22 protein-coding genes are annotated in these 26,603 nt (G+C 32.7%); 17 read left to right on the forward strand and 5 right to left on the reverse strand.

All coding sequences use genetic code 11. The features are described 5' to 3' along the window. The 5 genes from ABD011_RS03520 (at position 1) to ABD011_RS03540 (ending at position 5,780) form a co-directional block, all read left to right on the forward strand. Positions 1–1,134 (forward strand): FIST signal transduction protein, encoded by a 1,134-nt coding sequence (locus ABD011_RS03520; RefSeq protein WP_343795818.1) that lies wholly within the window; start codon positions 1–3, stop codon positions 1,132–1,134. Then, positions 1,134–2,201 carry a sensor histidine kinase gene (locus tag ABD011_RS03525; RefSeq protein WP_262732246.1) on the forward strand — a complete coding sequence of 356 codons (1,068 nt, stop codon included), beginning with the start codon at positions 1,134–1,136 and terminating at the stop codon, positions 2,199–2,201. The genes ABD011_RS03520 and ABD011_RS03525 overlap by 1 nt, the downstream gene beginning before the upstream one ends. After that, positions 2,188–2,505, forward strand: coding sequence for an Hpt domain-containing protein (locus ABD011_RS03530; RefSeq protein ID WP_343795820.1), 318 nt, complete (start codon positions 2,188–2,190; stop codon positions 2,503–2,505). Before ABD011_RS03525 ends, ABD011_RS03530 begins: the two co-directional genes overlap by 14 nt. Positions 2,506–2,514: 9 nt before the next feature. Further along, positions 2,515–3,231, forward strand: a complete 717-nt coding sequence (locus ABD011_RS03535) for a LytR/AlgR family response regulator transcription factor (RefSeq protein WP_343795821.1) — start codon at positions 2,515–2,517, stop codon at positions 3,229–3,231. Positions 3,232–3,323: 92 nt separating this feature from the next. After that, positions 3,324–5,780, forward strand: coding sequence for a DUF4114 domain-containing protein (locus ABD011_RS03540; RefSeq protein WP_343795823.1), 2,457 nt, complete (start codon positions 3,324–3,326; stop codon positions 5,778–5,780). 67 nt (positions 5,781–5,847) lie between these two features. On the opposite strand, the gene ABD011_RS03545 is transcribed toward ABD011_RS03540, so the two are convergent. Next, the gene (locus ABD011_RS03545) at positions 5,848–7,908 is read right to left on the reverse strand and encodes a tetratricopeptide repeat protein (RefSeq protein WP_343795825.1); all 2,061 of its coding nucleotides are present in this window, start codon (positions 7,906–7,908) and stop codon (positions 5,848–5,850) included. Positions 7,909–8,061: 153 nt separating this feature from the next. Here ABD011_RS03545 and ABD011_RS03550 point away from each other — a divergent pair, with 153 nt between their 5' ends. The 3 genes from ABD011_RS03550 (at position 8,062) to ABD011_RS03560 (ending at position 10,965) form a co-directional block, all read left to right on the forward strand. Beyond that, positions 8,062–8,340 (forward strand): STAS domain-containing protein, encoded by a 279-nt coding sequence (locus tag ABD011_RS03550; RefSeq protein ID WP_131506127.1) that lies wholly within the window; start codon positions 8,062–8,064, stop codon positions 8,338–8,340. Positions 8,341–8,368: 28 nt separating this feature from the next. Beyond that, the gene (locus ABD011_RS03555; RefSeq protein WP_343795828.1) at positions 8,369–9,610 is read left to right on the forward strand and encodes an oligosaccharide flippase family protein; all 1,242 of its coding nucleotides are present in this window, start codon (positions 8,369–8,371) and stop codon (positions 9,608–9,610) included. Positions 9,611–9,747: 137 nt separating this feature from the next. Next, positions 9,748–10,965, forward strand: a complete 1,218-nt coding sequence (locus ABD011_RS03560; protein ID WP_343795830.1) for a glycosyltransferase — start codon at positions 9,748–9,750, stop codon at positions 10,963–10,965. On the opposite strand, the gene ABD011_RS03565 is transcribed toward ABD011_RS03560, so the two are convergent. The 3 genes from ABD011_RS03565 to ABD011_RS03575 are packed head-to-tail and all read right to left on the reverse strand — an operon-like array spanning position 10,955 to position 16,769. Next, entirely contained in the window at positions 10,955–12,469 is a 1,515-nt protein-coding gene (locus tag ABD011_RS03565) for a glycoside hydrolase family 2 TIM barrel-domain containing protein (protein ID WP_343795832.1), read from the reverse strand. The two genes, ABD011_RS03560 and ABD011_RS03565, sit on opposite strands and share 11 nt — an antisense overlap. Beyond that, positions 12,463–13,680, reverse strand: a complete 1,218-nt coding sequence (locus ABD011_RS03570) for a hypothetical protein (protein ID WP_343795834.1) — start codon at positions 13,678–13,680, stop codon at positions 12,463–12,465. The genes ABD011_RS03565 and ABD011_RS03570 overlap by 7 nt, the downstream gene beginning before the upstream one ends. After that, positions 13,680–16,769, reverse strand: a complete 3,090-nt coding sequence (locus ABD011_RS03575) for a hypothetical protein (protein ID WP_343795835.1) — start codon at positions 16,767–16,769, stop codon at positions 13,680–13,682. The genes ABD011_RS03570 and ABD011_RS03575 overlap by 1 nt, the downstream gene beginning before the upstream one ends. A gap of 179 nt (positions 16,770–16,948) precedes the next feature. On the opposite strand from ABD011_RS03575, the gene ABD011_RS03580 reads away from it, so the two are divergent. Both ABD011_RS03580 and ABD011_RS03585 read left to right on the forward strand, forming a co-directional pair. Further along, positions 16,949–18,136 carry a response regulator gene (locus tag ABD011_RS03580; RefSeq protein ID WP_343795837.1) on the forward strand — a complete coding sequence of 396 codons (1,188 nt, stop codon included), beginning with the start codon at positions 16,949–16,951 and terminating at the stop codon, positions 18,134–18,136. 70 nt (positions 18,137–18,206) lie between these two features. Continuing rightward, the gene (locus tag ABD011_RS03585; RefSeq protein ID WP_262732235.1) at positions 18,207–18,785 is read left to right on the forward strand and encodes a PhnA domain-containing protein; all 579 of its coding nucleotides are present in this window, start codon (positions 18,207–18,209) and stop codon (positions 18,783–18,785) included. Between the two features lie 141 nt (positions 18,786–18,926). Here the strand turns inward: ABD011_RS03585 and ABD011_RS03590 are convergent, their stop codons facing one another. Beyond that, the gene (locus ABD011_RS03590) at positions 18,927–19,769 is read right to left on the reverse strand and encodes an AraC family transcriptional regulator (RefSeq protein WP_343795839.1); all 843 of its coding nucleotides are present in this window, start codon (positions 19,767–19,769) and stop codon (positions 18,927–18,929) included. Positions 19,770–19,937: 168 nt separating this feature from the next. On the opposite strand from ABD011_RS03590, the gene ABD011_RS03595 reads away from it, so the two are divergent. The 7 genes from ABD011_RS03595 (at position 19,938) to ABD011_RS03625 (ending at position 26,574) form a co-directional block, all read left to right on the forward strand. Further along, the gene (locus ABD011_RS03595) at positions 19,938–20,852 is read left to right on the forward strand and encodes a dihydrodipicolinate synthase family protein (protein WP_343795841.1); all 915 of its coding nucleotides are present in this window, start codon (positions 19,938–19,940) and stop codon (positions 20,850–20,852) included. Between the two features lie 140 nt (positions 20,853–20,992). Next, a complete protein-coding gene (locus tag ABD011_RS03600) occupies positions 20,993–21,259 on the forward strand; it encodes a DUF1272 domain-containing protein (protein WP_343795843.1) in 267 nt (88 codons plus the stop codon). Between the two features lie 83 nt (positions 21,260–21,342). Beyond that, positions 21,343–22,926, forward strand: a complete 1,584-nt coding sequence (locus tag ABD011_RS03605; RefSeq protein ID WP_343795845.1) for an aldehyde dehydrogenase (NADP(+)) — start codon at positions 21,343–21,345, stop codon at positions 22,924–22,926. Then, entirely contained in the window at positions 22,923–24,647 is a 1,725-nt protein-coding gene (locus ABD011_RS03610; protein WP_343795847.1) for a DUF885 domain-containing protein, read from the forward strand. The genes ABD011_RS03605 and ABD011_RS03610 overlap by 4 nt, the downstream gene beginning before the upstream one ends. 85 nt (positions 24,648–24,732) lie before the next feature. After that, positions 24,733–25,101: an endonuclease domain-containing protein gene (locus ABD011_RS03615; protein WP_343795849.1), complete on the forward strand. Its 369-nt coding sequence runs from the start codon at positions 24,733–24,735 to the stop codon at positions 25,099–25,101. Between the two features lie 43 nt (positions 25,102–25,144). After that, positions 25,145–26,155 (forward strand): 4-hydroxyproline epimerase, encoded by a 1,011-nt coding sequence (locus ABD011_RS03620; protein ID WP_343795851.1) that lies wholly within the window; start codon positions 25,145–25,147, stop codon positions 26,153–26,155. Between the two features lie 53 nt (positions 26,156–26,208). Continuing rightward, entirely contained in the window at positions 26,209–26,574 is a 366-nt protein-coding gene (locus tag ABD011_RS03625) for a four helix bundle protein (protein ID WP_262732228.1), read from the forward strand. The last annotated feature ends 29 nt before the right edge of the window (positions 26,575–26,603 follow it).

Here is a 26,603-nt window from a genome sequence, read left to right on the forward strand (position 1 = left end):
ATGAAAACAGTACAGTTAAGAAAACAACAAGACCAAGGATGGGAATATCTTTCAAATGATATAACATTAAAGCAACCTTTGGTTTTAGTGTTTGGTAATAGATTTTTATTAGAAGATGAAGGGATTTACGATGAGCTTCGTCAAAAATTCCCAGATGGTCATCTTGTATTTGGTTCAACTAGTGGAGATATAACTTCTCAATTTGTTTCAGATGATAGCATAACTGTAACAGCAATTGAGTTTGAAAAAAGCACATTTCAAATAAAAAGGAGCAACGTATTAAATTCAGATTTAGACAGTTTTAAAACAGGACAAGATTTGGTAAATCAGTTCGACCAAGAAGGATTAAAACACGTTTTCGTAATTTCAGAAGGTAGTTTTATAAACGGAAGCCAGCTTACTAAAGGTATGAATTCAGCAAGTGATAATGAGTTACTTGTTACAGGAGGTTTATGTGGTGATGCTGCACGTTTTGAAAAAACACTAGCAGCATACAATGAAAACCCTAAGCAAGGAGAAATAATTGCTATTGGTTTTTATGGCGAAACTTTTGAAGCTTCATTTGCAATTCATGGAGGTTGGACACCTTTTGGACCAGAACGTGTAGTAACTTCGTCAGAGTCTAATGTGTTGTTTGAGCTAGATGGTCAACCAGCTTTAGATTTGTATAAAAAGTATTTAGGTGAAAAATCTAAAGAGTTACCAGCAGCAGCATTGTTGTATCCGCTTAATGTGTTGTCTGCCAACGAAAAGCAGTCTTATGTGCGTACTATTTTAAATATTGATGAAGAAACTAACGCTATGGTTTTAGCAGGTGATATCCCTGAGAATTCTAGAGTGCAATTAATGATGACTAATGTAGATAATATTGCAAATGCATCAGAATTGGCTGCTAAACAAGCAATTGAAAAACGAAAAACAAAACCTCAATTAGCATTACTAGTTAGTTGTATTGGTAGAAAACTTGTATTAGACCAACGTGTTGAGGAAGAGATTGAAGAAGTAGTTTCAATAGTCGGAGACGATACAACAATTTGTGGTTTTTACTCTTATGGAGAAATAGCGCCTTTTAATCTTGAAATTAACTGTCAATTACATAATCAAACCATGACTATAACGCTAATAAGCGAATAATGAATTCATTACTAAAACGTCAAATAAGAAAATACTTAACTGAAGAATTAGCCTCAGATGAAAAAATAGAACAGTTTTTAGATGCTGTTGATAGGTCATACACCAACTTTGATGAGCAGTTTAATATGCAACAGCGTGCAATGACCATTAGCTCTGATGAACTGTTTGAAGCTAATCAAAAACTAAGGGAAGAAGCTGAATCTCAAAAAAAGATTATAGACAAGCTTAAGCGAGTTACAAAAACGTTTAAAGGTCTAGTGGATAATACTTCTAGTGAGAGTGAAACTAATAATGATTTAAATGAACTAAAACTTGTCGATTTTATTGATAATCAAGCAAGAGAAATTTTAGAAATTAATAAGCAGCGAGAAAAATTATTAAAAGAGTTAGAGCACCAAAATCAAGAGCTTAGTGATTATGCGCACATGGTATCTCATGATTTAAAATCTCCTCTTCGCAGTATTGATACACTTGTGTCTTGGTTAATAGAAGATAATAAAGACAAACTAGACGCTCATTGCAATTCTCAGCTTAACTTGGTAAGAGCCAATGTTGAAAAAATGGACACGCTTATCAATGGAATTTTACAATACTCAACCATTTCAAAAAGTGAAGTAGAGTTTTATGATGTAGATTTAAAAAATCTAGTAAACGAGTTGGTTTCGGTTATGCATTTACCTGGAAATTTCAAGGTTAAAGTAAACCATTTGCCACAGATTTATGGAGACAAAAGCAGATTGATTCAATTATTTCAAAACCTTATTGATAATGCTATTAAGTATAACGACAAAGAAAATGGTTTTGTGGAATTAGGTGCTTTAGATAAAGGCGAACACTGGGAGTTTTATATCAAGGATAATGGTATAGGTATTGATGAGCAATATCATGATAAGATATTTAACACTTTTGAAAAACTTGAAAACAGTGTGGACTCAACAGGAATAGGATTGTCAATAGTAAAAAAGATTGTAGAAATTTATGGAGGTGAAATTTGGTTAACTTCTAAACTTAATGAAGGAACCACATTCTTTTTTACCTTAAAAAAACAACTAGATGGAGCAGCCTAATCTATCTTACATAGCAAGTATGTCAGGAGGAGACAAAGCCTTTGAACAAAAGCTAATAGATATTATAAAAACAGAGTTTCCTGAAGAAAAGCGCATTTATTTTAATAACATAAACGCTAATAATTTTAAGGAGGCTGCCGAAAACGTTCATAAACTTAAACATAAAATTAGTATTTTAGGACTTGAAAAAAGTTATGATGTTGCTGTTACCTATGAGCATAACCTTATAGAAAGTAGCACAACAGGTAGAGAAGATTTTGAATCTATCTTACAAATCATGACAGAGTTTTTAGAGACACTATAACCTAATTTTATGAATTGTATAATTATTGACGACGAAGCTACTGCACGAGCTATCATTTCGCAGTTATGTAGTAATATTTCTAGTTTAAACGTTCTAGAAGAATTTCCTAATGCTATACAAGCCATAAAATATTTAAATCAAAACGAAGTAGATTTGATTTTTTTAGATATTCATATGCCTGATTTTACAGGTTTTGATTTTATACAAACTCTAAAAAATCCTCCAAAAATAATACTTACCACTTCAGATCCTAAATTTGCTATTGAAGCTTTTGAGTATGACTGTATTGTTGATTATTTAGTTAAACCTATTACGCCTGAACGTTTTCAAAAAGCCATTTTGAAAGCTGAAAGTGTAGCAAGTACAGCACCTAAAAAGTCTGATGCTAATACAGAAAAAGTAGAAACAACTTCAGGTAACGACTTGTATGTAAATATTGACAGACGTTTAATTAAGATTGATATTCCAAGCATATATTTGGTTGAAGCCAAAGGCGATTACATTAATGTAAAAACCGAAGACAAAAACTACACAGTACATTCTACCTTAAAAAAAATTGAAGAAAAACTACCTAACGATTTGTTCTTGAAAATACATCGTTCCTATATCATTAACGTTGATAAAATTATTGATATAGAAGATAATAGTGTACTTATTAAAAAAGATGTAATTCCGGTAAGTCGTTCTAATAGACCAGAATTAATGAAACGTCTTAACTTGCTTTAAATTCCATTCGTCTACAGTAAATTTTTACTCGTCGAAAAATAATCTTTACACCTTAACAACAGTATAGTTTTGTGGTATAAATCTATTATATCATGAAAAAACTACTACTATTATTATGTTTATGTTTGAGTGCTACAATCAACGCTCAAAACTATCAATATTTAGGATCTTACAGCGCAAATGGAGTCCCAGATTATTTAGAACCTATAGGAGACACCGTTGATGTTGCTACATTAGAAATGATTAGCAATTCTTTACCTGAAAGTTATCCTGTGCCAGATTACAATCCGCATTACATTTCATCAGGATATGATACCGATTTAATTATTGATGATTTAGCAGACGTTTGGGTAACATTTGTTAGCGAAGGTGCAGGTTATAAAAATGTTTTAGGTTTTTATACATATGATGTAAACAATCCACCAGCTACTGCGCCTCAACCAGAAGACATTACTATTATTTTTCCTAATGTGTCAGCACTAGGTAGTGGTGGCGGATTAGTAGTAGGAGATAAAGTGAAAATAGGAACATTTCAACCAGGAACGGGAATTGGTTGGGTGTTGTTGGCAAATGCTTGGAGCTCTGGTAGTAGTTCTGTTGGAAATGGTTTATGGCAATTATTTTCAAATCCAGATTATAACCCTGAAGCTCAAGAAAATTTAAGACACCATAATGTGTTACTAAACGATCCAAATAATGAGCGTATTATTCTTGGTTTTGAAGATATAAGAAGAGATTATGGCTCTTGTGATAACGATTTTAACGATGCTATTTTTTATGTGTCAGCAAATCCATATGAGGCATTAAGAACAACAAATTATGCTGATGTTTCGAGTGCAACTGATGTGTCTTCAGCTAATGATGGCGGACTTGAAAGTAATGGTAATTTAGCAGGTTTAATTGCTAAAAGAAACTTTAAAAGAACTAAAACAGGTCAAGTGCAAAATAGAAAAGTGCAACAAGCACCATTTATTAAGCAACAAATACTGTACAGATCTAGTACAAACACAACAACATTAGAGTCTTATTTGCCAGAAACAGGTATGTATGGAACAGAAACTGCTTATGTGTCTAGTCCAGAAGATTTACTAGGTGTAACAAACGCATCAGAAATATTTTCAGTAGATTTTTATAAAGAAGAAACTAGAGTTTCAGCAGTTTTAGCAACTGCAACAGAGGGTAGTATTTATGACCACTCAAAGGTAATTTGTGATAGATTAAATAGTTCATCTCTAGAAGATGTTAGAACCGTAACTGTAAGAGGTCATCAAATTATAAGTTCAAAAATAAAAAGAGCTACAGGAGAAACAGAGTTTACTTTAAGCTTTTCAGTAAAGCTAGGCGATGCAGCTAATGAATTATATAGCTTTTGGAATATAGCACAATACCCAGAAGGCGATTATTATAACTTCCAAATTTGGGGTAGTTCATTCTCGCAAGTATTTTCAATAGGAAATCACATTATTGATACTTTAACTGCTGAAAAGCCTTTAAACAGTGAAACTTTAAGCGATGTAGTTCCTCCAGTATTTGTGAGTTCAGGATATTATAGTAATGGTGCGTTACACTTAAATATCATTAACAAAGTTAGTGCATCATCATTTACATTCAATGGTAGTATTGCAGCAACAGAAGTGTCTGATAGAACAAATATGACACAAGCAGTAAGCTTAAATGGAGATTGGAATGATTCGGTTTCTATACAAACAGGAAGTTTGTTTGATATTGGGTTCTCATTAACTACAAGTGCGTCAACACAACAAGACGCGTTATACCTAGCTGATGGACCTTGGGGAGTTGACTATCTTGAAGAGTATGCAACAATAGATACATTTTTTGTAGACAATCAAGCGATAGATTATACTGATGACGCTTATGAAGTTGAAAGGCAACCTATGGTTTCAGGTCAAGTAAAGGGTAATGTAAACTTATTCAGACACGTGTTACCAGGAGATCAAACACTAGATGTAACCGAGTATTCAGCATTAAAATTCAATATAACTAACAATATGCCAATAGAAATTGTATTAATGCAAGAAAACCTGCAAGATTGGAATAATAGATTTAGATACACTATTCCAGAAAATCAAAACGAAACAACTTATACAATTTCTTTTTCTGATTTTGTAGATGGTAATGGCGTATCAGCTACTATAGATGATGTGAAAACAATAGTGTTTTCGGTAATAGGAGATTATGCAAGTTATGCACCTTTCAATATTGGAATTAATGGACTAGAATTTAGACAAGAGGCAGAAACATTAGATTTAGAAACATATGAAGAGGAAACTCTAAATAATACTGTAACTGCTATACCAAATCCAATGACTGTAAACACATCTATTCAGTTTATAGCTAATCAAAATGAAACTGTGCAATTTGTAATGTACAACCAGTTAGGTAAGCAAGTATACTACATGAATAGTAATGTTTCACAAGGAAAAAATGTAATTAACATAAATAGAAACAGCTTAAGCTCTGGTTTGTATTTCTGTAAAGTAATAAGCAAAACACAAACCTATGACACTTTGAAGCTGCTTATCAAGTAGTCCCTGATTATTAGCAAGAAGATTAGGCAAAAGACGAAAGTTTTTTGCCTTTTCGTTTATATAGCGTTTAGTCTCTAAACAACGGCTTATCAAAGAGTAACCATTTAAAGCGTATGCCTATTTCGGTAAAAGTAAAACCAGCAGCAGTTGTTGATGCAATATTACTTCGTGTTCCAAATATATTTGCCAAACAACGATCAGAAAAACTATAACCTAACTTACCTTGTACTCTATAAGTACTTTGGCTTTTGTTGTTTTCTATAAACTGTAAGCCTGTTGCAGCAGTAAGTTCATAAAACCATTCTTTAGGCTTTGTAATAGCTTCATCTTTAATGATGTTCACAAATACTTCTCCTGCGTTAAACTTTTCAGGAGAAAAATAAACTGTAGGCACTTGGTCTTTAAATGTAATGTATTGGTAGTTTAAACCAGCTTTAAGTGATGGTTTGGGTAAGATGTTATAATACAAAGATGTGAAAAGAAGATTTCTAGTGTTGTCGTCATTTTGACTTGTGTAAAAATATTGAGTGAACCATCCTAAATTAAAATTTGTGCTTACATTATAATTAGCATAAAAGTTATTTTGAACAATTTCTCTATCTAATAATTCGGCATTAAAACTTTGTATTTCGCGTTTGTAGCCAATAGTTAAATCTTGTAATTTATAAGGTTTAATGTTGAAAGAAATATCAGTTAGTAACTGTGTGTAATCACTTGAGCTAGCATTTGCCGATGTTATACCAGCAGTACCTTTAAAAGTAATAGTTGGTATTAATTGATAGGATAATCCTAGGCTGAAATCGTTTGATGTTGCTTTATTGTTAGTGGTAGTGTTCTTTGTGGTTCTGTAATTGTAGTTTCCTAAAACTTTAAATTTTGTTGATAGAGGGAATTCTAAATTATTACTAAATGCAAAAGCTTCGTTGTCACCATTATCAAAAGAGTAAGACGCTTTTCCTTCGTAAAAAGGCGTGAAATTATTATTAAGTGTTGTTATAAAATTAGTTGCGTCTTTTTGTTTGTTGTAGAATTTTAAAGTGTTTTCAGCAGATGTGTAAGCGTCGTCATACTTGCCTAAAGCTTTTAATGCATTGGCTTTTCCTAAATTTCCATCAAACGACGTGCTGTCGTTTTGTAAAATAAGATTATAATCGTCTAGACTCTTTTTGAAATCGCTTTTATAAATATTAAGTGTTGCTCGAAGTGCTAATATCCAATTCTCATTAGGGTTTGTTTCTATGATAGAATTAATAAGTGTGTTTGCTGGCTTATATTTTTTATTCCAAATAAGTGCCTGAATATAACGTTCCGTAGTTTGTTGTTCTGTTTTTTCGTCAGATGAAGCCTCTAAACTTTCATAAGCTTGAGAGCTTAAAGCTAAAGCCTTTTTTTCTTTTCCATTTAAGTGTGCAACTAGTGACAAACCATTCAATGCTAAAATTTTGTTTTCAGGATTTTTAGATAAAATAGTATAAGTTGTTTCAGCATCTTCTAGTCTGTTAGCAATTAAGTACAGATTAGCTAAATTGAGAAGCGTGTCTTTGTCATCCTTAAAGAGTTCTAAATTCTTTTTCAGTATGGCTTCAGCAACATCATAGTTTTGAGCTTGTTGATTTTGGTAAGCATAGCCTAAATGCATGTATTTTTTAGAAGTTAGCGCATTAGGATTGTTATTAGAAACCTCAAGCGCTTTGTCTACATAAATTAAAGCATTTTCATAATCTTTTAAGTTAGACAAGGTGTTTGCATAACTTAACAAAGCAGGAAAACTTTTAGGGTCTTCTTTAATTAAATTTTTAAAGTAGGTTTTAGCTTGATTAAATTCTTTATTCCAAAGTAAAGATTCTCCATAATTTAATTTTACTTCAAAATCGTTAGGATAATCGGCAAGTAAGTTGGTAAAAAGAATTTTGGCTTGTTCTGGGTTTCCGTTTAATCCAACTGCTCTTCCAAAACATAAACGCGCTGTTTTGTTATTGGGATATTCTTTTAAAATATGTTTAAAAAAAGCTTCGGCTTCATTGTACTTTCCTGTTTCTAAATATGTAAACCCTTCTTGCATGTTTTGCGAGTAGGCAACAATACTACTTATGAAAAAGATAAATAAAACAAAAGGTTTTAGTTTCATGTTTTAGCGTTTAGTTAATTGCAAGTTAAGCATTCGTATTTAATCATTCGTCTACACCAATCGACCACTCACCGAAATTCAACCATTTTACAGTGTTTTCTGAAAGATATTTGTATCAGAAATCAAAAACAAACACACAAAAATAATTGGATTATGGCACTTAGTATTACAAGAAACGAGAAAACATTTGAAGTGAAAGGGAGAATTAACGCTGCAACTGCAAGCTATTTTCAAGCGCATTTTGCCATTGCACTTAATTCAGGAAACGGATTATCGATAGACATCAATAATGTAACCGAAATTGATTCTAACGGAATGAGAGCTTTAAAATCACTTTATGAAAAAGCAGAAGCTTGGAAAAAGCCATTTTACATTTTAGGTAATGGTTGTAAAGAAATTTTTGACGAGTTAAGACTTAAAAACGTAGCCTAAACAAGTTTGATCTTAAAGCCCTAAAGTCATGCAAGCAACTACTACAATAAAAGTTAAGAAAATGTCTCCAGAACAGCTGTTTATGTTAAGCGTTTTGGCTGTAAACGGAGGAAACTATTTATACAATCTTATTTTAGGTCGTGTTTTAGGACCTGCTCAATTTGCTGATGCCGCAGTATTAATCACTTTTTTGTTGGTGCTATCATTTGTAGCAATGACATTTCAGTTGGTGACTGCTAAATTTTCAGTGATTTTTGAGAATGAAATTTTTAACAGCTTTATAGCTAGAATTTATAAAAATGCCACAATATTTGGTTTAGCATTTGGAGCATTAATAGTCTTTTTTGCTAAAGACTTACAGGTGGTTTTTAATACATCTTCGTCTAGTATGTTCGTTATTTTTGGTATTGGAGTGCCTTTGTACTTTTTAATGAGTGTAAACAGAGGTGTTTTTCAAGGTAAAAAGCAATTTAAAGCATTATCAGTTACTTATCAATCTGAAATGTTGAGTAGACTACTCATCACACTAGGTTTAATTTTTTTATTCAACATACAGTCTTCAGTAGTTATTGCTGTGGGTATTTTAATTTCTTTTGGGTTTGGTTTAATACCATTCAAGTTTAAAGGATTTAGTTTTAAATCATCTTATGCAATACCTTCAACATATTCAAAGCAAGTAAAACGTTTTTTCTTAATAACAGCGTTTTATGAATTAACACAAATTATAATCAACAACAGTGACATATTACTGGTTAAGCATTACTTTGAGTCTTATGATGCAGGTCTTTATGCTTCGCTAGCACTTATAGGTAGAATCGTTTACTTTATAGCTTGGATGTTTGTAATGTTGTTGTTGCCAACTGTAATTCAACTTAAAAAAGAAGGAAAAGAAACAGCACCTATTTTATTTAAATATGTTGGTTACATAGCAATTATTGCAGCTTTGATAATTATTGGTTGTGCTTTGTTTCCTGAAACAGCTATTACACTATTATTTGGAGATAGTTATTTAGCAATGGCTCCATTGTTATGGAAGTATGCACTAGCAACAGGACTATTTGCAATATCAAACTTGTTTGCTTACTACTATTTGTCTCTAGATAGATATGTTCCAGTGGTTATTTCAGGTCTTTTTGGAATGCTTCAAGTAGGTTTAGTCGTATTCTTTCACGACAGTTTAGAACAAGTGGTACACATGCAAATTATAGCCATGGTGTTGTTGCTATTAATTCAAGTGGTATTCTTTGTAATTGATCAAAAAAGACGTTAAAGAAACTTAATCTAAAGCAAATTACCATTCGTCTACAGTAAAAGACGTTCTGTCTAAGATCAACCCTTTTTAGGAAATATAAACCCCAAATTTGTACTATAATTAAAACACAACAAAAACATCAAAAACTTAACCTTATGAAACTAGCAATTGTAACAGCATATCCACCAAGTAAAGTTACTTTAAACGAATATGCATATCATTTAGTAAAGCAGTTTAGACAAAAAGAAAATGTAACTGAATTAATATTATTAACTGATAAAACAGAAGGAGAAAAAGACTTAGAATTTACCGAAGCAGGTTGTAAAATTACTGTAAAAGAATGCTGGAAATTCAATAGTTATAAAAACATTGTTTCAGTAACTAAAGCAATCAACGACACTAAGCCAGATTCAGTATTGTTCAATTTACAATTTATGAAATTTGGAGATAAAAAAGTAGCAGCAGCTTTAGGATTAATGTTGCCATTAGTTTGCAGATTGAAACGTATTCCAAACATTGTATTATTACATAACATTTTAGAAGAAGTAGACTTAGGAAATGCAGGTTTTACCTCTAATAAAATAATGCAAAAAGTGTATGGTTTTATAGGAAGTACATTAACACGATTAATACTCCAAGCAGATACTGTTGCTGTAACAATGCAAAAATATGTTGACATTTTAGAAAGCAAGTACAATGCTAAAAATGTAACATTAATTCCTCATGGTACTTTTGAAGTAGCTGAAGAACCAAATTATCAAATCCCTGAAGGACCAATGCAAATTATGACCTTTGGTAAGTTTGGAACTTACAAAAAAGTTGAAGGTATGATTGAAGCTGTAGAGCTTGTAAGAGAACGTACAGGATTAGATTTAGAAGTAGTTATTGCAGGAACAGATAACCCTAACGTACCAGGATATTTAGCTAAAGTTCAAGAAGATTATAAGCATGTGCCACAAGTAAGATTTACAGGTTATGTTGAAGAAGAAGATGTACCAGTAATTTTTAATGAAAGTGCAGTGGTTGTGTTCCCGTATACATCTACAACAGGAAGCTCTGGTGTCTTACACCAAGCAGGAAGTTATGGAAAGGCTGTTGTAATGCCAGATTTAGGAGACTTAGCATTATTAGTAAAAGATGAAGGATACCAAGGTGAGTTTTTTGAGCCAACATCTGTAGAGAGTTTAGCAAATGCTATTGAGGCAATTGTGGTAAACGATAACTATAGAGAGCAGTTAGGACAAGCTAATTATAAAGCAGCTACAGCATTTCCTATGTCAACAATAGCTGATATGTACCTAAATAATTTTGAGCAAATTATAGACAGAAAAATCAATAGAGGAGAAGTAAGTACTTCAGAAATTATTCTCTAGAAATATATTTAAAAGAAAGTTTTTTGGTATTATTTTTATTAATGAAACCAAATTGTTTTTGAGTGTTTTTGAGCCAAGGAAGTCTACCAACGACTTCCTTTGGTATTTTATCAAAGTCGTATAAGGTCCAAGACATAAATTGTAAATTGTTTTTTGCAATGATGCTTTGGGCTTTTTTATGATAATTAGCTTGGTCTTCTTCTGAAGCGCCAAACGGATTCCAAAACCCAGAATAAGATGATAATCCAAATTCTTGTAGCACTAATGGTTTATCTGTTTTAGATTTTAGCGTTTTAATTTCGGTGTCTAAATTGTCTAAATCTTCGTAATAATGAAACGAAACTATATCAACATCATCTTTTAATATAGTAGCGCTTTTGGTGTTTGACCAACCAATGGTAACAGGATGAATGCTATCAACAGATTTTACCAAATCAATCATGTTATCTAACCAAGCAATAACATTATCTTTCCCTCTAGATTCAAAATCTAAATTAGGTTCGTTTTTAATGTCCCAAGCAAGTAAAGCGTTATGGTTTTTTAGTGCGTTTACAATAGTTTCAGCATGTCGCTGATTTAAGGTCCAATTTAGTACAGAGTAATCACCATAAAAATCAAATAATGTTACAACAACTTTTAGCTTGTTTTCTTCAGCAGCATCCAGAGTTTGTTGTAGTTTGTTTAGCTTTTCAGGGTTTACATTGGCTTTACCAAAATCATCATATTGCACAAAAATTCTAACCGAATTTAATCCAGCATCTTTTATAATTTTAAAGTCTTTGCTAATAGTGTCTTTAGAAAAGCTATCACCAAACATATTCCAAGGATTTGCTTGCGGATAATAGTTTATTCCTTTTATGCTCAAAGGACTAACTGAAACAGATTTTGGAGCTGTATTGTCTGCATTAGTTGTTTCTTTTATAAAATGTCTAACACGCCAAAAACCATCTTCTAAAAGTAAAACCACTTTGTAGGTAGAAACTTCTTTGGTTTCTAGAAGTTGTTTTTTGTTTTGAAATACACGTTTGTATTCCTGTACATCACGATCAGTGATTACTGCTAGTTGTCCATCTTCACTAAAAAACTCTAATGTGATATTGTGACTTAAAGTAGTAGATTCTACAGTGATGTTTTTAGAACTGTTTAGTGCAATAAATTGGTATATATTTTCTCTTGCACTATCAGTAAAATAATCTTCTATGCCATTTTTTGTGTTGGTTTTATAAGCAACATGCCTAACATACCACGCATCTAAATAATCATTTTGAATTGCTTTTAGGTTTTCACTATCAATGGGTCTACCTTCGTTATTTGTAGATTGCCAATGTACTTTAGGTAAATATTGATCTATCTTTTTTATTTCTGTATGTAGCATTGCACTTCTGTCAGCACCTGTATTTAAGTAGCTGTATAAAGCGCTCACGCCAAAAATAATCAACGCAATAATTACTATATACGAAGTCAAAAGTGCAGCACGTAATATGTTTTTATTGAGGCTTACCATAGTGTTTTGTTTTTAAAGCTTTTTTCTATGCCAGCAGCTATAACCGTAAAGTCATATTGTCCTTTAAGGTAAATGTTTTCGTTAATATTAAAACTTACAAAACCATTATAAGATGTTTTTATTTCAGACTGAATAAGTGCATTGTTTTTGTAAATATGAAGCGTTACCTGCAAGCCGTCAGGAATCATTTGTTGCATGAAACTTTGTAAAGGACCAACGTTTATAGTTCGGTTGTTTTTTGAAAAAGCAACATCAAAGTCATCTATTGCTTGCTTGTAGTTTATGGTAATTTCATCACTTTCAGCCATACCATCAATAAAGGCTTTAACTACCCAATTGTCACTATAATCAGGATGAATCATTTTTGCAGTAGCAACACCTTCAATAGTTGTTCCGGAGGTTTTTAAAATATTTCCTTGACTATTTGTAATAATAAAAGTTACAAATGTACCGTCGCTCACAGTGTTGTTAAATCGGTCTTTTATAATTGATGTTGAAAAAGTTGTTATTTGATTTCCGTCGGCATATTCATGAGGACGTTTTGAATAAATATTGAAATTTGAAGGTATTGCAGCAGTAACATTAATGGTAAACTCTTTAGAGTTTGTGCCTAAACTTTCAGAAGAAATAAGCATTCTGCCATGTTCAGTTTTAGAATAAATGTTTTTATAAGCAATTAAGTTATTTGTGAAAATAGCACTAGTATCTTCTGATGCTAAAAATTGATGTTTTGCATTAACCTGTGTGTTTGAAGGAACAGGATTGTCAAGTGAATCTGTTGGTATTACTACAAGCATGGTGTAATCTGTTCCGCCAGCTTCAATACTTGGCGGACCAATATAGGTTTCCATAGTGGCAACTTCAGCTTTTGGATTGATATTAAACTTTCCTGAAAGCAACGTACTGTCGTTAACAAGCTTCCAGTTTACAACGCCTGTTTTATTTGAAATTGCTTCTGGAATAGTATAAGCTAAAGTGTTATCAGTTGTTGTACCCGAAATTAATGTGGAACCATAACTGCTAGAACAGTAAAGTAAAGGTGTTGAGGTTTCGTTACCAGAAAATTTTAATGTAATAGCATTACCAACTTCAAACTGTGTTTTGGTAGTTAGAAGTTTTATGTCTTTTATTGATTCTTGTTGCTGAACAACAAAAAACGATGATAAAAACATCAAGCATAAAATAAACAAGTATGTGCCTTTTATTTGCATTAATTAGGGTTTCCTATATAGGTGTTAATTTCAATTTTTATATAACTAAAATCAGGATGCTCAATAGGTTGTAATTGTGCGGCAGTATGATTTTGTATTCTGTTTGATATAATTTTTGAAGCAATGGCTTTGTTAGGTAAACCATTGACATAAATGTTTTCCATGTTTTCAGAAATTACAGCTATAGTTTCATTGTTTAAAATATCATATTTAAAATCTTGTTTGCGCTGTTGTCTAATGCCTTCTTTTATAAATAAGTGATCAACCCAAACCATTTCTTTATTTGCATTGTAATAGGTAATAAGTAATTGTGGTATGGTTATTTCTTGAATGCCACTATTAAAAAGATTGCCATTAATTGAGCTGTTAGTAGTGTGAATGTCACTTAATACCACATTTTTATATAAATCAGAACCAGAAACATTTCCAGCTACTTGCAAGTTGAATTTAGTTGGTTGTTCTTCAAATTCAACTGGAGTAAATTCGTCAGGATTAAAAGTGTCTGGTATGGAGTCTTGCGTTTTAGACCATGCAATACCTTCAAAGTTTATTCTAAAGCTACTAGATTCTTTAGGCATTAATTTATGCTTTACATGATATTTAGCATTGTAAGTGGCTAGTTGTTTATTGGCATCGTTGTAAAGTGTGCCTTTTAAGGTGACATCAGCAGGAACATTATCAATATTTTGTACTTCGCCAACAATAGCATAGCTATTATTATGTTTTACCAATTTAGCCGAAACAACTTCTAAAACAGGTTGTTTTAAAATGTCTTCATGATGCGTTTGCTCTGTCGTGATACGTCTTCTTCCTTGGTTGAAATATTGTGTGGTATTATTTGAATACAGTTGGTCTGGTGGCAAGTCGTTATTTAATTCGTCTGGTTGTAAAAACCAATTGCCTTTAATTTTTAAAAGGGATTTGTAATCGACCTTTTCAATTTTTTCAAGAGGTGTAATCCATTGACTCGTTACTTTTGCAGAAGCAACACTGTCATTGTGCTTTGTGATTTCAGTAGTAATCGCATCCATTTTAGCATAGCTGCTTAACAAACCGTCGGTAACAGAAATTTCTAGCATGTATTGCGCAATATCAATATTGCTATTTGGGTTGATTAAACTATGAGCTTTTTCAAACTCTTTAAAATCTAAAGCATCATAATAAGCAATAATAGCATTTTCAGGACTGCGTTGCGAATCGTTTTTTAAGTAAAAAAGATAAATACCATAAAACACAGCAATAGCTAAAATAAAAGACCAAACGTGCGTTATGCGTAGCAGGTTTTTAGAAAAGTGCGAATAGTTTACTGGATATTTTAAAAAATCAGGAATTGGTTTAAAACGTGTTTTAAGCATATTAACCCATAGCATTTGAATGTTTAAAACAAAAGCAATTAAAACCGTTAAAAAAGGCATAATTCCCCAATGTATTTTTAGCCATTTAGCAACATCATCTTTTGGTAAAATAGAAGAAACAGGAGGAATGTTTAAACGTTCCCAAACCATAATGCCATTTTCTAACTGACGTAAACGTTGCCAACCACAGAAGTAAAGAATAGGGTCGTAAAACTTGTCGTTAGAAAAAATATACTTAAGATTATATTTTTCAGGTGTGGTTAAAAACTGCTGTAAAGAACCAATACCTGCAACACCTTTAAATTTTGAGTTTTCTAAACGCTCTATAGGTCGAGTGGTAAGTTCGGGTAATCGTCTTGCTGAATGGTAATTGCCATCTACAGTCATAGCATTGGTTTGTGCACTTAACCAAGCCATTTGGTCACCAAAACCAAGTGTTAAAAATCGCCACTTATCATGATCATCCTGGTTCAAGAAATTCACAATAGGAAGCATTTTTATTTTTTGCGGTTGTGATGGTCTAAAATAGCCTAAACTCATTGTGAATACAACCATAAAAACAAATAAACCAGCAAGGATACCACCAATAATACGATGGTAAATAGCACCAAATCGTGATTGAATTCTAACTTTTAAATCGCCTTCAACAAGTCGGTAGGCAAATTCACCAAGCATAGGTATAGACATAATAGATGCCCAAAGTGTAAATCTATCTAACGTTAAAATATTGAAAGCAGTTTCACCAAGCATTTTTCTAGGGATAGGTGTTGTGCCTCCAGTTCCTAAAACGGTTAATATTGTTATGGATAACCCAAAAAACAAATAACGCTTACTGTAATATCTGTAAAAAATGTAAGGAAGTAGAATAAGTAAAACGCCCCAAGGAATTAAAAAGAAAACTAAACCAGAAGATGTAATCTCAAGAAAATTATCTCTAGAACCATGCGGAATAGGGACTTGTGTAATCGGGTTTGCTTTTGAGTTTAACCAATAAGGAAATATACAACCAACAATAAGCACTAAAGAACAGCCACCAAAAACAACAATGCGTTTAAAAAGCTTAAAAAAGCGACTTAAAAATACTTTAAAAGTAACAGCTTTCATGGTGCCAACTTGCTCTTTTGAAACATCCATAAGCACCATACCTATCAAAGGAAATATAAAAAAGACCATCCCAAAAATAGGTGTCACATGATGAGACGTAACAGTAACAGCAATCAATGATAAAGAGGTTGCTAAATACCATTTCTTACCAGTTTTAAGCCATAAGTATATTTCTGGTAAGGCATGCATTAAAACTGAAATACCAACAATGCTTGGTAGTTGCCCAAAAATATGTAGCGTTTCAACAAACGAAGAGGAGAACACAGCCAAAACTGATGCGTATCCTGCAACGGTTTTGTTTCCAGTCATCATTAATGAAAACCTATAAGCACCAGTTATGAAAAGAACAATAGCAATAAGCGCGACACTAAATAGACCAAATTTTAAACCACCAATCAAAGAGAGTAACGCTATACTTTGGTGAACTAATGGCGGATAACTTTGTACGGTAAAGCCAGTATACCATTTATAATTCCAGGGTTCAAACCAACTGTTAGCATAATGATCAGCAAAAAACAAATGAATTAATGCATCATACGTAGTCTCTAATGTAAAAAAGATAGAACTACCATGAAACGCTAAACCAAGTAAGAGCGCAGTAATTAAATATTTGTTTGAAGTTTCTTTCATTTAGGGTTAAACATTTCAACAATGTAAAGATAAATAAATTAGATAGTGGTTCATTTTTTAATCATCTACAGCAATCTACCATTCGTCGACACTAAAATATAGGTTAAACTAAAATTATCTTTTTAGAGCGTCTTTGAGAGTACTTTTGGAGTATCAAAAACAATTAAAAATAATTCATTATGAAAGTTTTAGCAATAGATGATCAACAATTAGTGTTATTACCACTTCAAAAAAGATTAATAGAATTAGGTTACGATGTAAAAATTGAAACTAAAGGTAAAGATGGAATTGAAACATACAATTCATACCAGCCAGATTTAGTAATTGTAGATGTAAATATGCCAGATATTTCTGGATTAGATGTTGTAAAACACATAAGAATTACTAAAAAAGCACAAACACCAATCATGGTATTGTCTGGAGACACTAAAGATGAAACAATAACTGAAGGTTTTGAATTAGGAATAGATGACTACATGAAAAAACCTTTAAGCTTAAACGAAATCAGCGCTCGTGTAAAACGATTAATAGGTGCACCAAAAGTTGTATCAGCTGTAGAAAAAAGTGATGTTATGATTCAACAACGTTGCGTAGGTGTTGTAATCCCTTGTTATAATGAAGAAGAGCGTTTGTTAAGTGATGAGTTTTTAAGCTATATAGATAAGAATTCAGGATACCACCTTTGCTTTGTAAACGACGGAAGCAAAGACAATACTCTTAAGGTTTTAAAAGAGCTTCAAAAAGGAAGAGAAGACTTTATAACGGTGTATGACTGTGAGAAAAATGGCGGAAAAGCAGAAGCTGTAAGATTAGGTATGTTACACATGGCAAAAAAAGCCGATTTAGATTACATAGGGTTTTTAGATGCCGATTTGTCTACAGATTTATCAGATTTTGACGATTTAGTAAAAACGATTGAAACTTCAAATTTTAAAATTGTAAGCGGTTCTAGAATATCTAGAATGGGAGCTAATATTACCAAAGAGTCTGCTCGTAAAATAATAAGCTTAACAATCAATTTTATAATCAGAAAGATTTTAAAAATGGATTTTAAAGACACACAATGTGGAGCTAAAATATTTAGTAAAGATGTTATAGAAGTAGCCTTTAAAGATAAGTTTGTTACACAATGGATTTTTGATGTAGAAATCTTTAAAAGAATGAGTCAACACTTTGGCTTAAAACAAGCAAAGGCATTGCTTTGTGAGCAGCCATTAAAAAGATGGATACACGCAGATGGTTCTAAACTATCAATGAAAGATTCTGTAAAAATTGTAATGCAGTTAGCTCAAATAGCTTGGGTGTATAGAGGGAAATCGTCTAAAAAAGATATTAAACTAGAAAAAGTAAACTTTGAGTTAAACTAAGTTATTACTCAAATTTTCAAACTCGTAAAACCATTATTTGTTTTATTATTGCAAAATAATATTCTATAACATGAGCGTTTTACAAACATTACAAGAAAGAAGCAATACCAGCTGTGAACTTTGTGGTTCAAAAACAGGTTTAAAACAATACAATATTCCGCCAGCATTAAATGAAACTGTAGATACAAGTATTCTTGCATGCGAAACCTGTTTTAATCAAATTGAAGGCAATGAAGATATGGATGCTAACCACTGGCGTTGTTTAAACGACAGCATGTGGAGCGAGCACAAAGCAGTACAAGTAATGGCTTGGAGAATGTTACAAAGACTTCGTAAAGAAGGTTGGCCACAAGACTTACTAGATATGATGTATCTAGATGACGAAACAATGGCATTTGCAAAAGAAACAGGCGAGCATAAAGACGACAGCGAAAAAATTATTCATAGAGACTCCAATGGTGTAATATTGGAACATGGTGATTCTGTAGTGCTTATTAAAGACCTTAAAGTAAAAGGCTCAAGTATGGTAGCTAAACAAGGAACAGCTGTTCGCAACATTCGTTTAGATCATGAAAATGCCACTTATATTGAAGGAAAAGTTGACGGACAACAAATAGTTATTGTTACCGAGTATGTAAAAAAGCTTTAATCATCCTTTCTCTTTCTACTGAAAAGCCCTAAACCTAAGGGCAAAAAGATAAACAAGAAGAAAAATTTACCGCTTACTACACCATAAATTGTAATGAGTAACGCGATAGTTAGTATTAAATAAGTGTGTTTGTTTTTCATTTCAGCTTGTTTGTCTAAAACCATAAGGCGTCATGCCTTTAACAGATTTGAACTGTCTGTTGAAATTGGACATATTATTAAATCCGCAGTGTTCAGCTATTTGAGCAATAGTAATTTCTTTATCTAAAATTAATTGTTTACAGGCATGCTCAATTCTTAGCTCATTTAAAAATTGAATATAAGTTTTATTGGTACGTTTTTTAAAGTATTTACAAAATGCGTTTTTGGTCATTGCTGCAATTTCTGAAATCGTTTCAAGTGTAATATTTTCATGAAAATGATTCATAGTATACTCAAAAACATTTCGCATTCTCGCACCTTCATTATCAGTATATTTTTTGTCATATATAAAAGAAGATAAACTTTTATAGTTTGCTGAAGACGTCAGTTTTAAAAGCTGAAGTAAGATTATCAGTCGGTTTAATTTTGAAGCATTTTCTAATTTAAAAAACAGTTCACTTGCTAGTTTTTGTTTAGATGTAAGTTTAAATCCGTGAGTTGCTCTTTTAAAAAAAGGTTGAACCTCTTTCAGTTCTTCAAGCTGAAAAAAAGAGCTTCCAAAAGTCTTTTTGGTAAAAAATAATGTTAGCATGTGTGATGTGTTACATGTACTGTCATCGCTTTTAAACACATGAGGCAAGTTGCTGCCAATAATAAGTATGTCACCTTTAGAATAGTAGTTAATTGTATCGCCAACTAGTAAAGTGCCTTCACCTTCAACAATAAAACTCATTTGTATTTCTTCGTGTTGATGTAGCTTATCATAAAAAATAGCTGCGTTATCAACTTGATAGACAAAAGCATCTTTTTCAGGTTTAGGAATTTTAAAAGGTAATACTCGCATTAAAAACAGCTTTTTTAGTTCTATAAAAGAATTTTTATAATTAAATACTATTCAAATTTAAACATAAATATACTAAACAGGATAATATAGTATCAGTTAAGGATAACTGCTTATTAATTTTTTAGTCAATTGTTACTCTAAATTTACACTATCAAAAAAACGTAATTTATGAGTATACAATGGGAAGGCGTTATGCCAGCAGTTACCACAAAGTTTACTGACACTGATGAACTAGATTTAAAAATGTTTGAAAAAAATATCAATGCTCAGTTAGAAGCTGGTGTACATGGTATTGTTTTAGGAGGAACTTTAGGAGAAGCGAGTACATTGTTAGATGAAGAAAAGCGTATTCTAACAAAAACTACAGTAAATCTAGTGAATTCAAGAGTTCCTGTGTTGGTTAATGTGGCAGAGCAAAGTACCAAAGCTGCAATTGCTACAGCTCAAAAAGCTGAAGATGATGGAGCACAAGCACTCATGATGTTGCCTCCAATGCGCTATAAATCTGGAGATAAAGAAACTGTAGAATACTTTAAAGCAGTAGCAAATAATACCTCATTGCCAATAATGATTTACAATAACCCTGTTGACTATAAGGTAGAGGTGAGTTTAGATATGTTTGAAGAATTACTCAAGTGCGATAACATTGAAGCAGTAAAAGAGTCCACGCGAGATATCTCTAACGTTACTAGAATTAAAAACCGATTTGGTGACCGATTAAAAATCATGACAGGAGTTGATACCTTAGCGTTAGAAAGTCTACTCATGGGAGCAGATGGCTGGATTGCTGGTTTGGTTTGCGCGTTTCCAGCAGAAACGGTTGCAATTTACGAACTTCAAAAAGCAGGACGCATTAAGGAAGCAATTGACATTTATAGATGGTTTTTGCCGTTGTTGGAGTTAGATATAAATCCTAAATTAGTACAAAATATTAAACTCGCTGAAGTTTATACTAAAATAGGAACCGAAAATGTACGTGCTCCTCGTTTGCCATTGCATGGAGAAGAGCGCAAACAGGTTTTAAAAATCATAGAGAAGAGTCTGGGAAATCGACCAAAACTTCCAGATTATAAAAATTTATAAACTAATTTGGGTGTTCCCACGCAAAAAGCGTGGTCAGGCTTTCGGCACTCGCTTTTACCTTTTTGTTATTCCGCACTTCAATGCGGAATCCTTAAAAGTTAAAGAGCTCAAACAAAGCCTCAATCCTTAACACAATAAAAATGTTAGACATAAGACCAACATGCGAACATTGTAATAAATCATTGCCTTATGATTCTCGGGAGGCAATGATATGCACGTTTGAATGCACATTTTGTAAGGATTGTGTAGAAAACGTTTTACAGCATGTGTGTCCTAATTGTGGAGGCGGTTTTGAGAAACGACCAATACGACCAAAACAACTTTTAAAAAAATACCCTGTTTCAACAAAAGTAGTTTTTAAACCAGTAGATGTTGAAGCACATTTAAAACGAATTAATAAAAATTAGACTTTGTCATTCCGCACTTGATGCGGAATCCATAAGTAAAACAAATAGATTCTGCGTCGTAGCGCAGAATGACAACAAGAAATATGATAACCGGAAAAAACTACATAGGAAACAATTTATCATCCAAAGGAACAAAGCAGTACAACACGTTTAATCCGCAGCTCAATATAAAAAATGAGCATGTGTTTACTGAGGCAACTGCAGAAGAAATTGATGAAGCAGTTCATCTCGCAACAGAAGCTTTTAAAGTATTTAGGTCAATTTCAAAAGAGAAAAAAGCAGCATTTTTAAACACGATAGCCGATGAAATTTTAGCTCTAGACGATTTGCTGATAAAAACCTATTGTTCAGAATCCGGATTACCTGAAGGCAGAGCAAAAGGAGAACGAGGTAGAACAGTAATGCAATTGCGCATGTTTGCCGATTTAGTAAATGAAGGCTCTTGGGTTGATGCTACAATAGATACAGCATTACCCAACAGAGAACCAGCTCCAAAACCCGATTTACGTAAAATGTATATTCCTTTAGGTCCAGTAGTGGTGTTTGGAGCAAGTAATTTTCCCTTAGCATATTCAACTGCTGGTGGTGATACAGCTGCAGCTTTTGCTGCTGGTTGTCCTGTTATTGTAAAATCGCATCCTATGCATGCAGGAACAGGAGAATTAGTAGCTTCTGCAATAGTGAAAGCAGTTCAAAAAACAGGAATGCCAAACGGAGTGTTTTCAAATTTAAATAGTAGCGGAATTGAAGTTGGTGAACAATTGGTTAAACATTCAGGAGTTAAAGCAGTAGGTTTCACAGGAAGTATTAATGGCGGAAGAGCATTGTATGATATAGCTGCTCAACGCGATGAGCCAATTCCTGTGTTTGCTGAAATGGGAAGTATAAATCCTGTTGTGATGCTGCCAAAATCCGTAAAAAACAATTATAAGAGTTTAGCAAAAACCTATGCGAGTTCTATTACGTTAGGAACAGGTCAGTTTTGTACCAATCCAGGTTTAATTTTAGGAATTAAAGGTGATGATTTAACCAATTTCATCATTAAATTATCTGAAGAAATTGTAAAAATCGATCCTACTTGTATGCTACATCCTAATATTATTAAGGCTTATGATGCTAAACGACAAAAGGCTGTGACTCAAGATAATTTGCATGTAACTGCTGAATATGCTGAAGACGTTAAAACCAACTATGCTAGACAAACAGTTGCAACGGTTTCTGGAAAAGTATTTATAGATAATCCAACATTACACCAAGAAGTGTTTGGACCATATTCTTTGGTTGTTGAATGTGAATCTGTAGAAGAATTAGAAGCTATTATTTCAAATTTAGAAGGTCAGCTTACAGGAACATTAATTGCTCACGATGATGAAGCTGCTCAATATCCTGAAATTGTTTCTGCATTACAAAATAGAGTAGGACGAATCATTTTTAATGGTGTACCAACAGGAGTTGAGGTATGTCCTTCAATGACACATGGTGGTCCATATCCATCATCAACTGATAGTCGTTTTACAGCTGTTGGTATCCATTCTATAAAGCGTTGGGTACGTCCATTTAGTTATCAGGATTGGCCTAATGAATTGCTTCCTGATGAACTGAAAAATGAAAATCCACTTGGGATTTCACGTTTAGTAAATAACAAACAAACCACTGAAAAAATATGAAACGCATAAAACAAATTGCACTTATTGCATTGGTACTATGCTTTGGATGCAACAAAGATCAACAAGTTGAGAAAGCATCAAAATTAGATGAAATCATTAATAGCTATCAAGATCATGAAGGGTATGATTACAAGTCATATCCTTTAGGTCTTTTTACAAAAGAATATTATAAAATCGAAGCTGATTTTGCTCAAAAAACATTAGATGAATTAGCAAAAATTGACACGAGTAGTTTGAGCGAAACTGATAAAATTTCAGCTAAACTTTTAGCATTTGTGCTTCAAGACCAAATTGATTATTACATGTTTGAAGAGTATTTAAACCCAATACTTTCTGATGCAGGTTTTCATAGCAGCTTGACTTATGAGGTAAGACCGCTTGCAAATTATAATCAAGTAAAAGATTACTTAAATAAGCTTAATGCTATTCCAGAATTTGTAAATCAGCATCTGGTAAACTTAAGAGAAGGATTAGAAAAAGGGATTTCGCAACCTCTAGTTATTTTTAAAGGTTATGAGTCAACTTATAAAGATAATATTGTAGATAATTACCAAGACAGTTACTACTACTCACCTTTTAAGAATTTACCTTCAGATTTAAGTGAAACTCAAAAGGATTCAGTGCTAACAGCTGCTAAAAATGCAATTGAAACTAAAGTAACACCAGAATTTAAACGCATTAAAACTTTTTTTGAAACCGAGTATTTCCCAAAAACTAGAACAACTTTAGGTGTTTCAGAAACGCCAAACGGAAATGAGTTTTATCAAAATAGAATTAACTTTTATACAACTAGTACACAATACACAGCAGACGATATTCACAATATTGGATTAAAAGAAGTCGCTCGTATAAAAGCAGAAATGGAGCAAATCATAAAAGAGTTAAATTTTGAAGGAAGCTTTGCTGACTTCTTTCATTTTTTAAGAACAGACAAGCAGTTTTATGCTGAAACTCCTGAGGAAATTTTAATGATTGCTCGTGATATGGCAAAACGTATTGATGCGCAGTTGCCAAGATATTTCAAAACCTTACCTCGTAAACCTTATGGTGTAGCTCCAGTACCAGATGCTATTGCACCAAAATACACAAGTGGTCGTTACATAGGCACTTCTAAAGAAAGCACTAATCCTGGTTATTATTGGGTAAATACTTACGATTTACCTAGTAGGACCTTGTACACCTTGCCAGCATTAACAGCTCATGAGGCAGTTCCTGGTCATCATTTACAAGGGAGCTTAAATAATGAATTAGGAGACAGTATTCCTAGGTTTAGAAAAAATTTATACCTCTCAGCTTATGGAGAAGGTTGGGGATTGTATTCAGAATATTTAGCTGATGAAATGGGTATATACACAACGCCTTATGAACAATTCGGAAAATTAACTTACGAAATGTGGCGTGCTTGCCGATTGGTGGTTGATACAGGAATACATGCAAAAGGATGGACGCGAGAGCAAGTAGTAGATTATATGTCATCAAATACTGCATTATCACTACATGAAATTAATACTGAAACTGACAGATACATTTCATGGCCAGGACAAGCATTATCTTATAAAATTGGAGAATTGAAAATAAGAGAACTACGTCAAAAAGCAGAAAAAGAATTAGGTGCTAAGTTTGATATTAGAGCATTTCATGAAATAATTTTAGAACAAGGTACAGTAACCTTGTCAATCCTTGAAGAGAGAGTGAATAACTACATTCAAAAAGAAAACTAAACACCCACCTTAGTCCTCCCTCAAGGGAGGAAACTCAAAAGAATTCCCCTCTTGAGAGGGGATTAAGGGGAGTGTCAAAAGAAATATGCCTAACAAAATAATTCCATATAAGCCTGAGCTCAGAGAATATGCTAGACATTTAAGAAAAAATTCTACAATGTCAGAAATATTACTTTGGCAAAATATAAAGAACAGAGCTTTTGGAGTCCAGTTTCATAGACAGGTTCCTATGTTGGATTACATCGTAGATTTCTATTGTCATGAAATAGGTTTGGCTATTGAAATTGATGGAAGTAGTCACGAACATAAATATTTTTATGATGCAAGAAGACAGGGACGACTTGAAAAAGAAGGTGTAGTATTTATAAGGTTCTCAGATATTGAAGTCAAACAAAATATGTTTAGTGTTTTATTATCGTTAGAAACAAAAATAGAAGAATTGTTAATTGAATAACACTTTCCTAAAACTTATAAAGAGAGTGTTTAAAAATTTGTAAATGAGTAAAAGTACTTTTGTTTGCATTGATGCGCACACCTGCGGAAATCCTGTTAGGCTTATAAAAGAAGGTGGGCCAAAACTTGTTGGTAAAACAATGAGCGAAAAGCGTCAGCATTTTTTAAAAGACTTTGACTGGATACGAAAAGGATTAATGTTTGAACCACGAGGTCATGACATGATGAGTGGTTCAATTTTATATCCACCACACAATCCAGAAAATGATTTTGCTATTTTGTTTATTGAAACTTCAGGATGCTTGCCAATGTGTGGACATGGTACTATAGGAACAATTACCATTGCTATTGAAGAGGGATTGATTACTCCTAAAATACCTGGAAAAATAAAAATGGAAGCTCCTGCTGGTTTGGTAGATATAGAATATCAACAAACAGGTAAAAAAGTAGATTGGGTTAAGCTAACTAACGTGAAAAGTTATTTAGCTGCAGAAAACTTATCTGTAGAATGTCCAGAATTAGGTGAAATTAAGTTTGATGTTGCTTACGGAGGAAATTTTTATGCTATCGTTGACCCACAAGATAATTTTTCAGGAGTTCATGATTTTTCAGCGTCAAAAATTATCCAGTACTCACAAGTAGTAAGACAGCGCATTAATGAAAAATATCCAAATCAATTTATACATCCTGAAAATGAAACTATAAAAGATGTCTCACACATGTTGTGGACAGGAAACCCTATTGATGCTAGTTCATCAGGTAGAAATGCGGTGTTTTATGGTGATAAAGCTATAGATAGAAGCCCTTGTGGTACAGGAACTTCAGCTAGAATGGCACAATTGTATGCAAAAGGAAAACTGAAGATTGGAGAAGATTTTATTCACGAAAGTTTTATAGGTAGTAAATTTATAGGACGTGTTGAAAAAGAAGCAACTTTAGATAATAAATTAGCCATAATACCAAGTATTCAAGGTTGGGCAAAAATTTATGGACATAATACAATAACTATAGATACTGAAGACGATCCTTATGCGTATGGATTTCAAGTGATTTAAGACTGAAACAATGAAACAATGAAATAATGAAATAATGAAATAATGATGTAATTATGGAAAAGTCAGAATTTGTAGAATCAATAAAGAAAAGAACAAAGCAATTAGCTGTCGATATTATTTTGCTTTATGATGAAATTCAGAAAACTGAAGCAACCAGAGTTATTGGTAGGCAACTTATTCGATCTGCAACTTCCACTGCAGCAAATTATAGAGCTGCTTGTATTTCACGTTCAAAAAAAGAATTTTTCTCGAAAATGTCTATTGTAGTTGAAGAGGCTGACGAGACTTTATTTTGGTTAGAAATTTTAAATGATTCTAATTTAGTTTCTGTTGAACATCTTACACCTTTAATGAACGAAGCGCTTGAAATTGTAAAAATAGTTTCTAAAGCTAGAAAAAGTGCAGGAACAATTAATTAATTTTATGAAGCACTATTTCATTAAATCAT

Origin of the sequence: Gaetbulibacter jejuensis, assembly GCF_039524015.1 — a bacterium.
Classification (GTDB): domain Bacteria; phylum Bacteroidota; class Bacteroidia; order Flavobacteriales; family Flavobacteriaceae; genus Gaetbulibacter_B; species Gaetbulibacter_B jejuensis.

Excerpts from the sequence above, each read along its gene's own strand:
- ABD011_RS03575 (WP_343795835.1), bottom strand. The coding sequence starts at position 16,769 with ATGAAAGAAACTTCAAACAAATATTTAATTACTGCGCTCTTACTTGGT.
- ABD011_RS03585 (WP_262732235.1), top strand. The coding sequence starts at position 18,207 with ATGAGCGTTTTACAAACATTACAAGAAAGAAGCAATACCAGCTGTGAA.
- ABD011_RS03570 (WP_343795834.1), bottom strand. The coding sequence starts at position 13,680 with ATGCAAATAAAAGGCACATACTTGTTTATTTTATGCTTGATGTTTTTA.
- ABD011_RS03620 (WP_343795851.1), top strand. The coding sequence starts at position 25,145 with ATGAGTAAAAGTACTTTTGTTTGCATTGATGCGCACACCTGCGGAAAT.
- ABD011_RS03540 (WP_343795823.1), top strand. The coding sequence starts at position 3,324 with ATGAAAAAACTACTACTATTATTATGTTTATGTTTGAGTGCTACAATC.
- ABD011_RS03555 (WP_343795828.1), top strand. The coding sequence starts at position 8,369 with ATGCAAGCAACTACTACAATAAAAGTTAAGAAAATGTCTCCAGAACAG.
- ABD011_RS03580 (WP_343795837.1), top strand. The coding sequence starts at position 16,949 with ATGAAAGTTTTAGCAATAGATGATCAACAATTAGTGTTATTACCACTT.
- ABD011_RS03560 (WP_343795830.1), top strand. The coding sequence starts at position 9,748 with ATGAAACTAGCAATTGTAACAGCATATCCACCAAGTAAAGTTACTTTA.
- ABD011_RS03535 (WP_343795821.1), top strand. The coding sequence starts at position 2,515 with ATGAATTGTATAATTATTGACGACGAAGCTACTGCACGAGCTATCATT.
- ABD011_RS03565 (WP_343795832.1), bottom strand. The coding sequence starts at position 12,469 with ATGGTAAGCCTCAATAAAAACATATTACGTGCTGCACTTTTGACTTCG.
- ABD011_RS03545 (WP_343795825.1), bottom strand. The coding sequence starts at position 7,908 with ATGAAACTAAAACCTTTTGTTTTATTTATCTTTTTCATAAGTAGTATT.
- ABD011_RS03605 (WP_343795845.1), top strand. The coding sequence starts at position 21,343 with ATGATAACCGGAAAAAACTACATAGGAAACAATTTATCATCCAAAGGA.
- ABD011_RS03530 (WP_343795820.1), top strand. The coding sequence starts at position 2,188 with ATGGAGCAGCCTAATCTATCTTACATAGCAAGTATGTCAGGAGGAGAC.
- ABD011_RS03610 (WP_343795847.1), top strand. The coding sequence starts at position 22,923 with ATGAAACGCATAAAACAAATTGCACTTATTGCATTGGTACTATGCTTT.
- ABD011_RS03625 (WP_262732228.1), top strand. The coding sequence starts at position 26,209 with ATGGAAAAGTCAGAATTTGTAGAATCAATAAAGAAAAGAACAAAGCAA.
- ABD011_RS03600 (WP_343795843.1), top strand. The coding sequence starts at position 20,993 with ATGTTAGACATAAGACCAACATGCGAACATTGTAATAAATCATTGCCT.
- ABD011_RS03525 (WP_262732246.1), top strand. The coding sequence starts at position 1,134 with ATGAATTCATTACTAAAACGTCAAATAAGAAAATACTTAACTGAAGAA.
- ABD011_RS03520 (WP_343795818.1), top strand. The coding sequence starts at position 1 with ATGAAAACAGTACAGTTAAGAAAACAACAAGACCAAGGATGGGAATAT.
- ABD011_RS03590 (WP_343795839.1), bottom strand. The coding sequence starts at position 19,769 with ATGCGAGTATTACCTTTTAAAATTCCTAAACCTGAAAAAGATGCTTTT.
- ABD011_RS03550 (WP_131506127.1), top strand. The coding sequence starts at position 8,062 with ATGGCACTTAGTATTACAAGAAACGAGAAAACATTTGAAGTGAAAGGG.
- ABD011_RS03615 (WP_343795849.1), top strand. The coding sequence starts at position 24,733 with ATGCCTAACAAAATAATTCCATATAAGCCTGAGCTCAGAGAATATGCT.
- ABD011_RS03595 (WP_343795841.1), top strand. The coding sequence starts at position 19,938 with ATGAGTATACAATGGGAAGGCGTTATGCCAGCAGTTACCACAAAGTTT.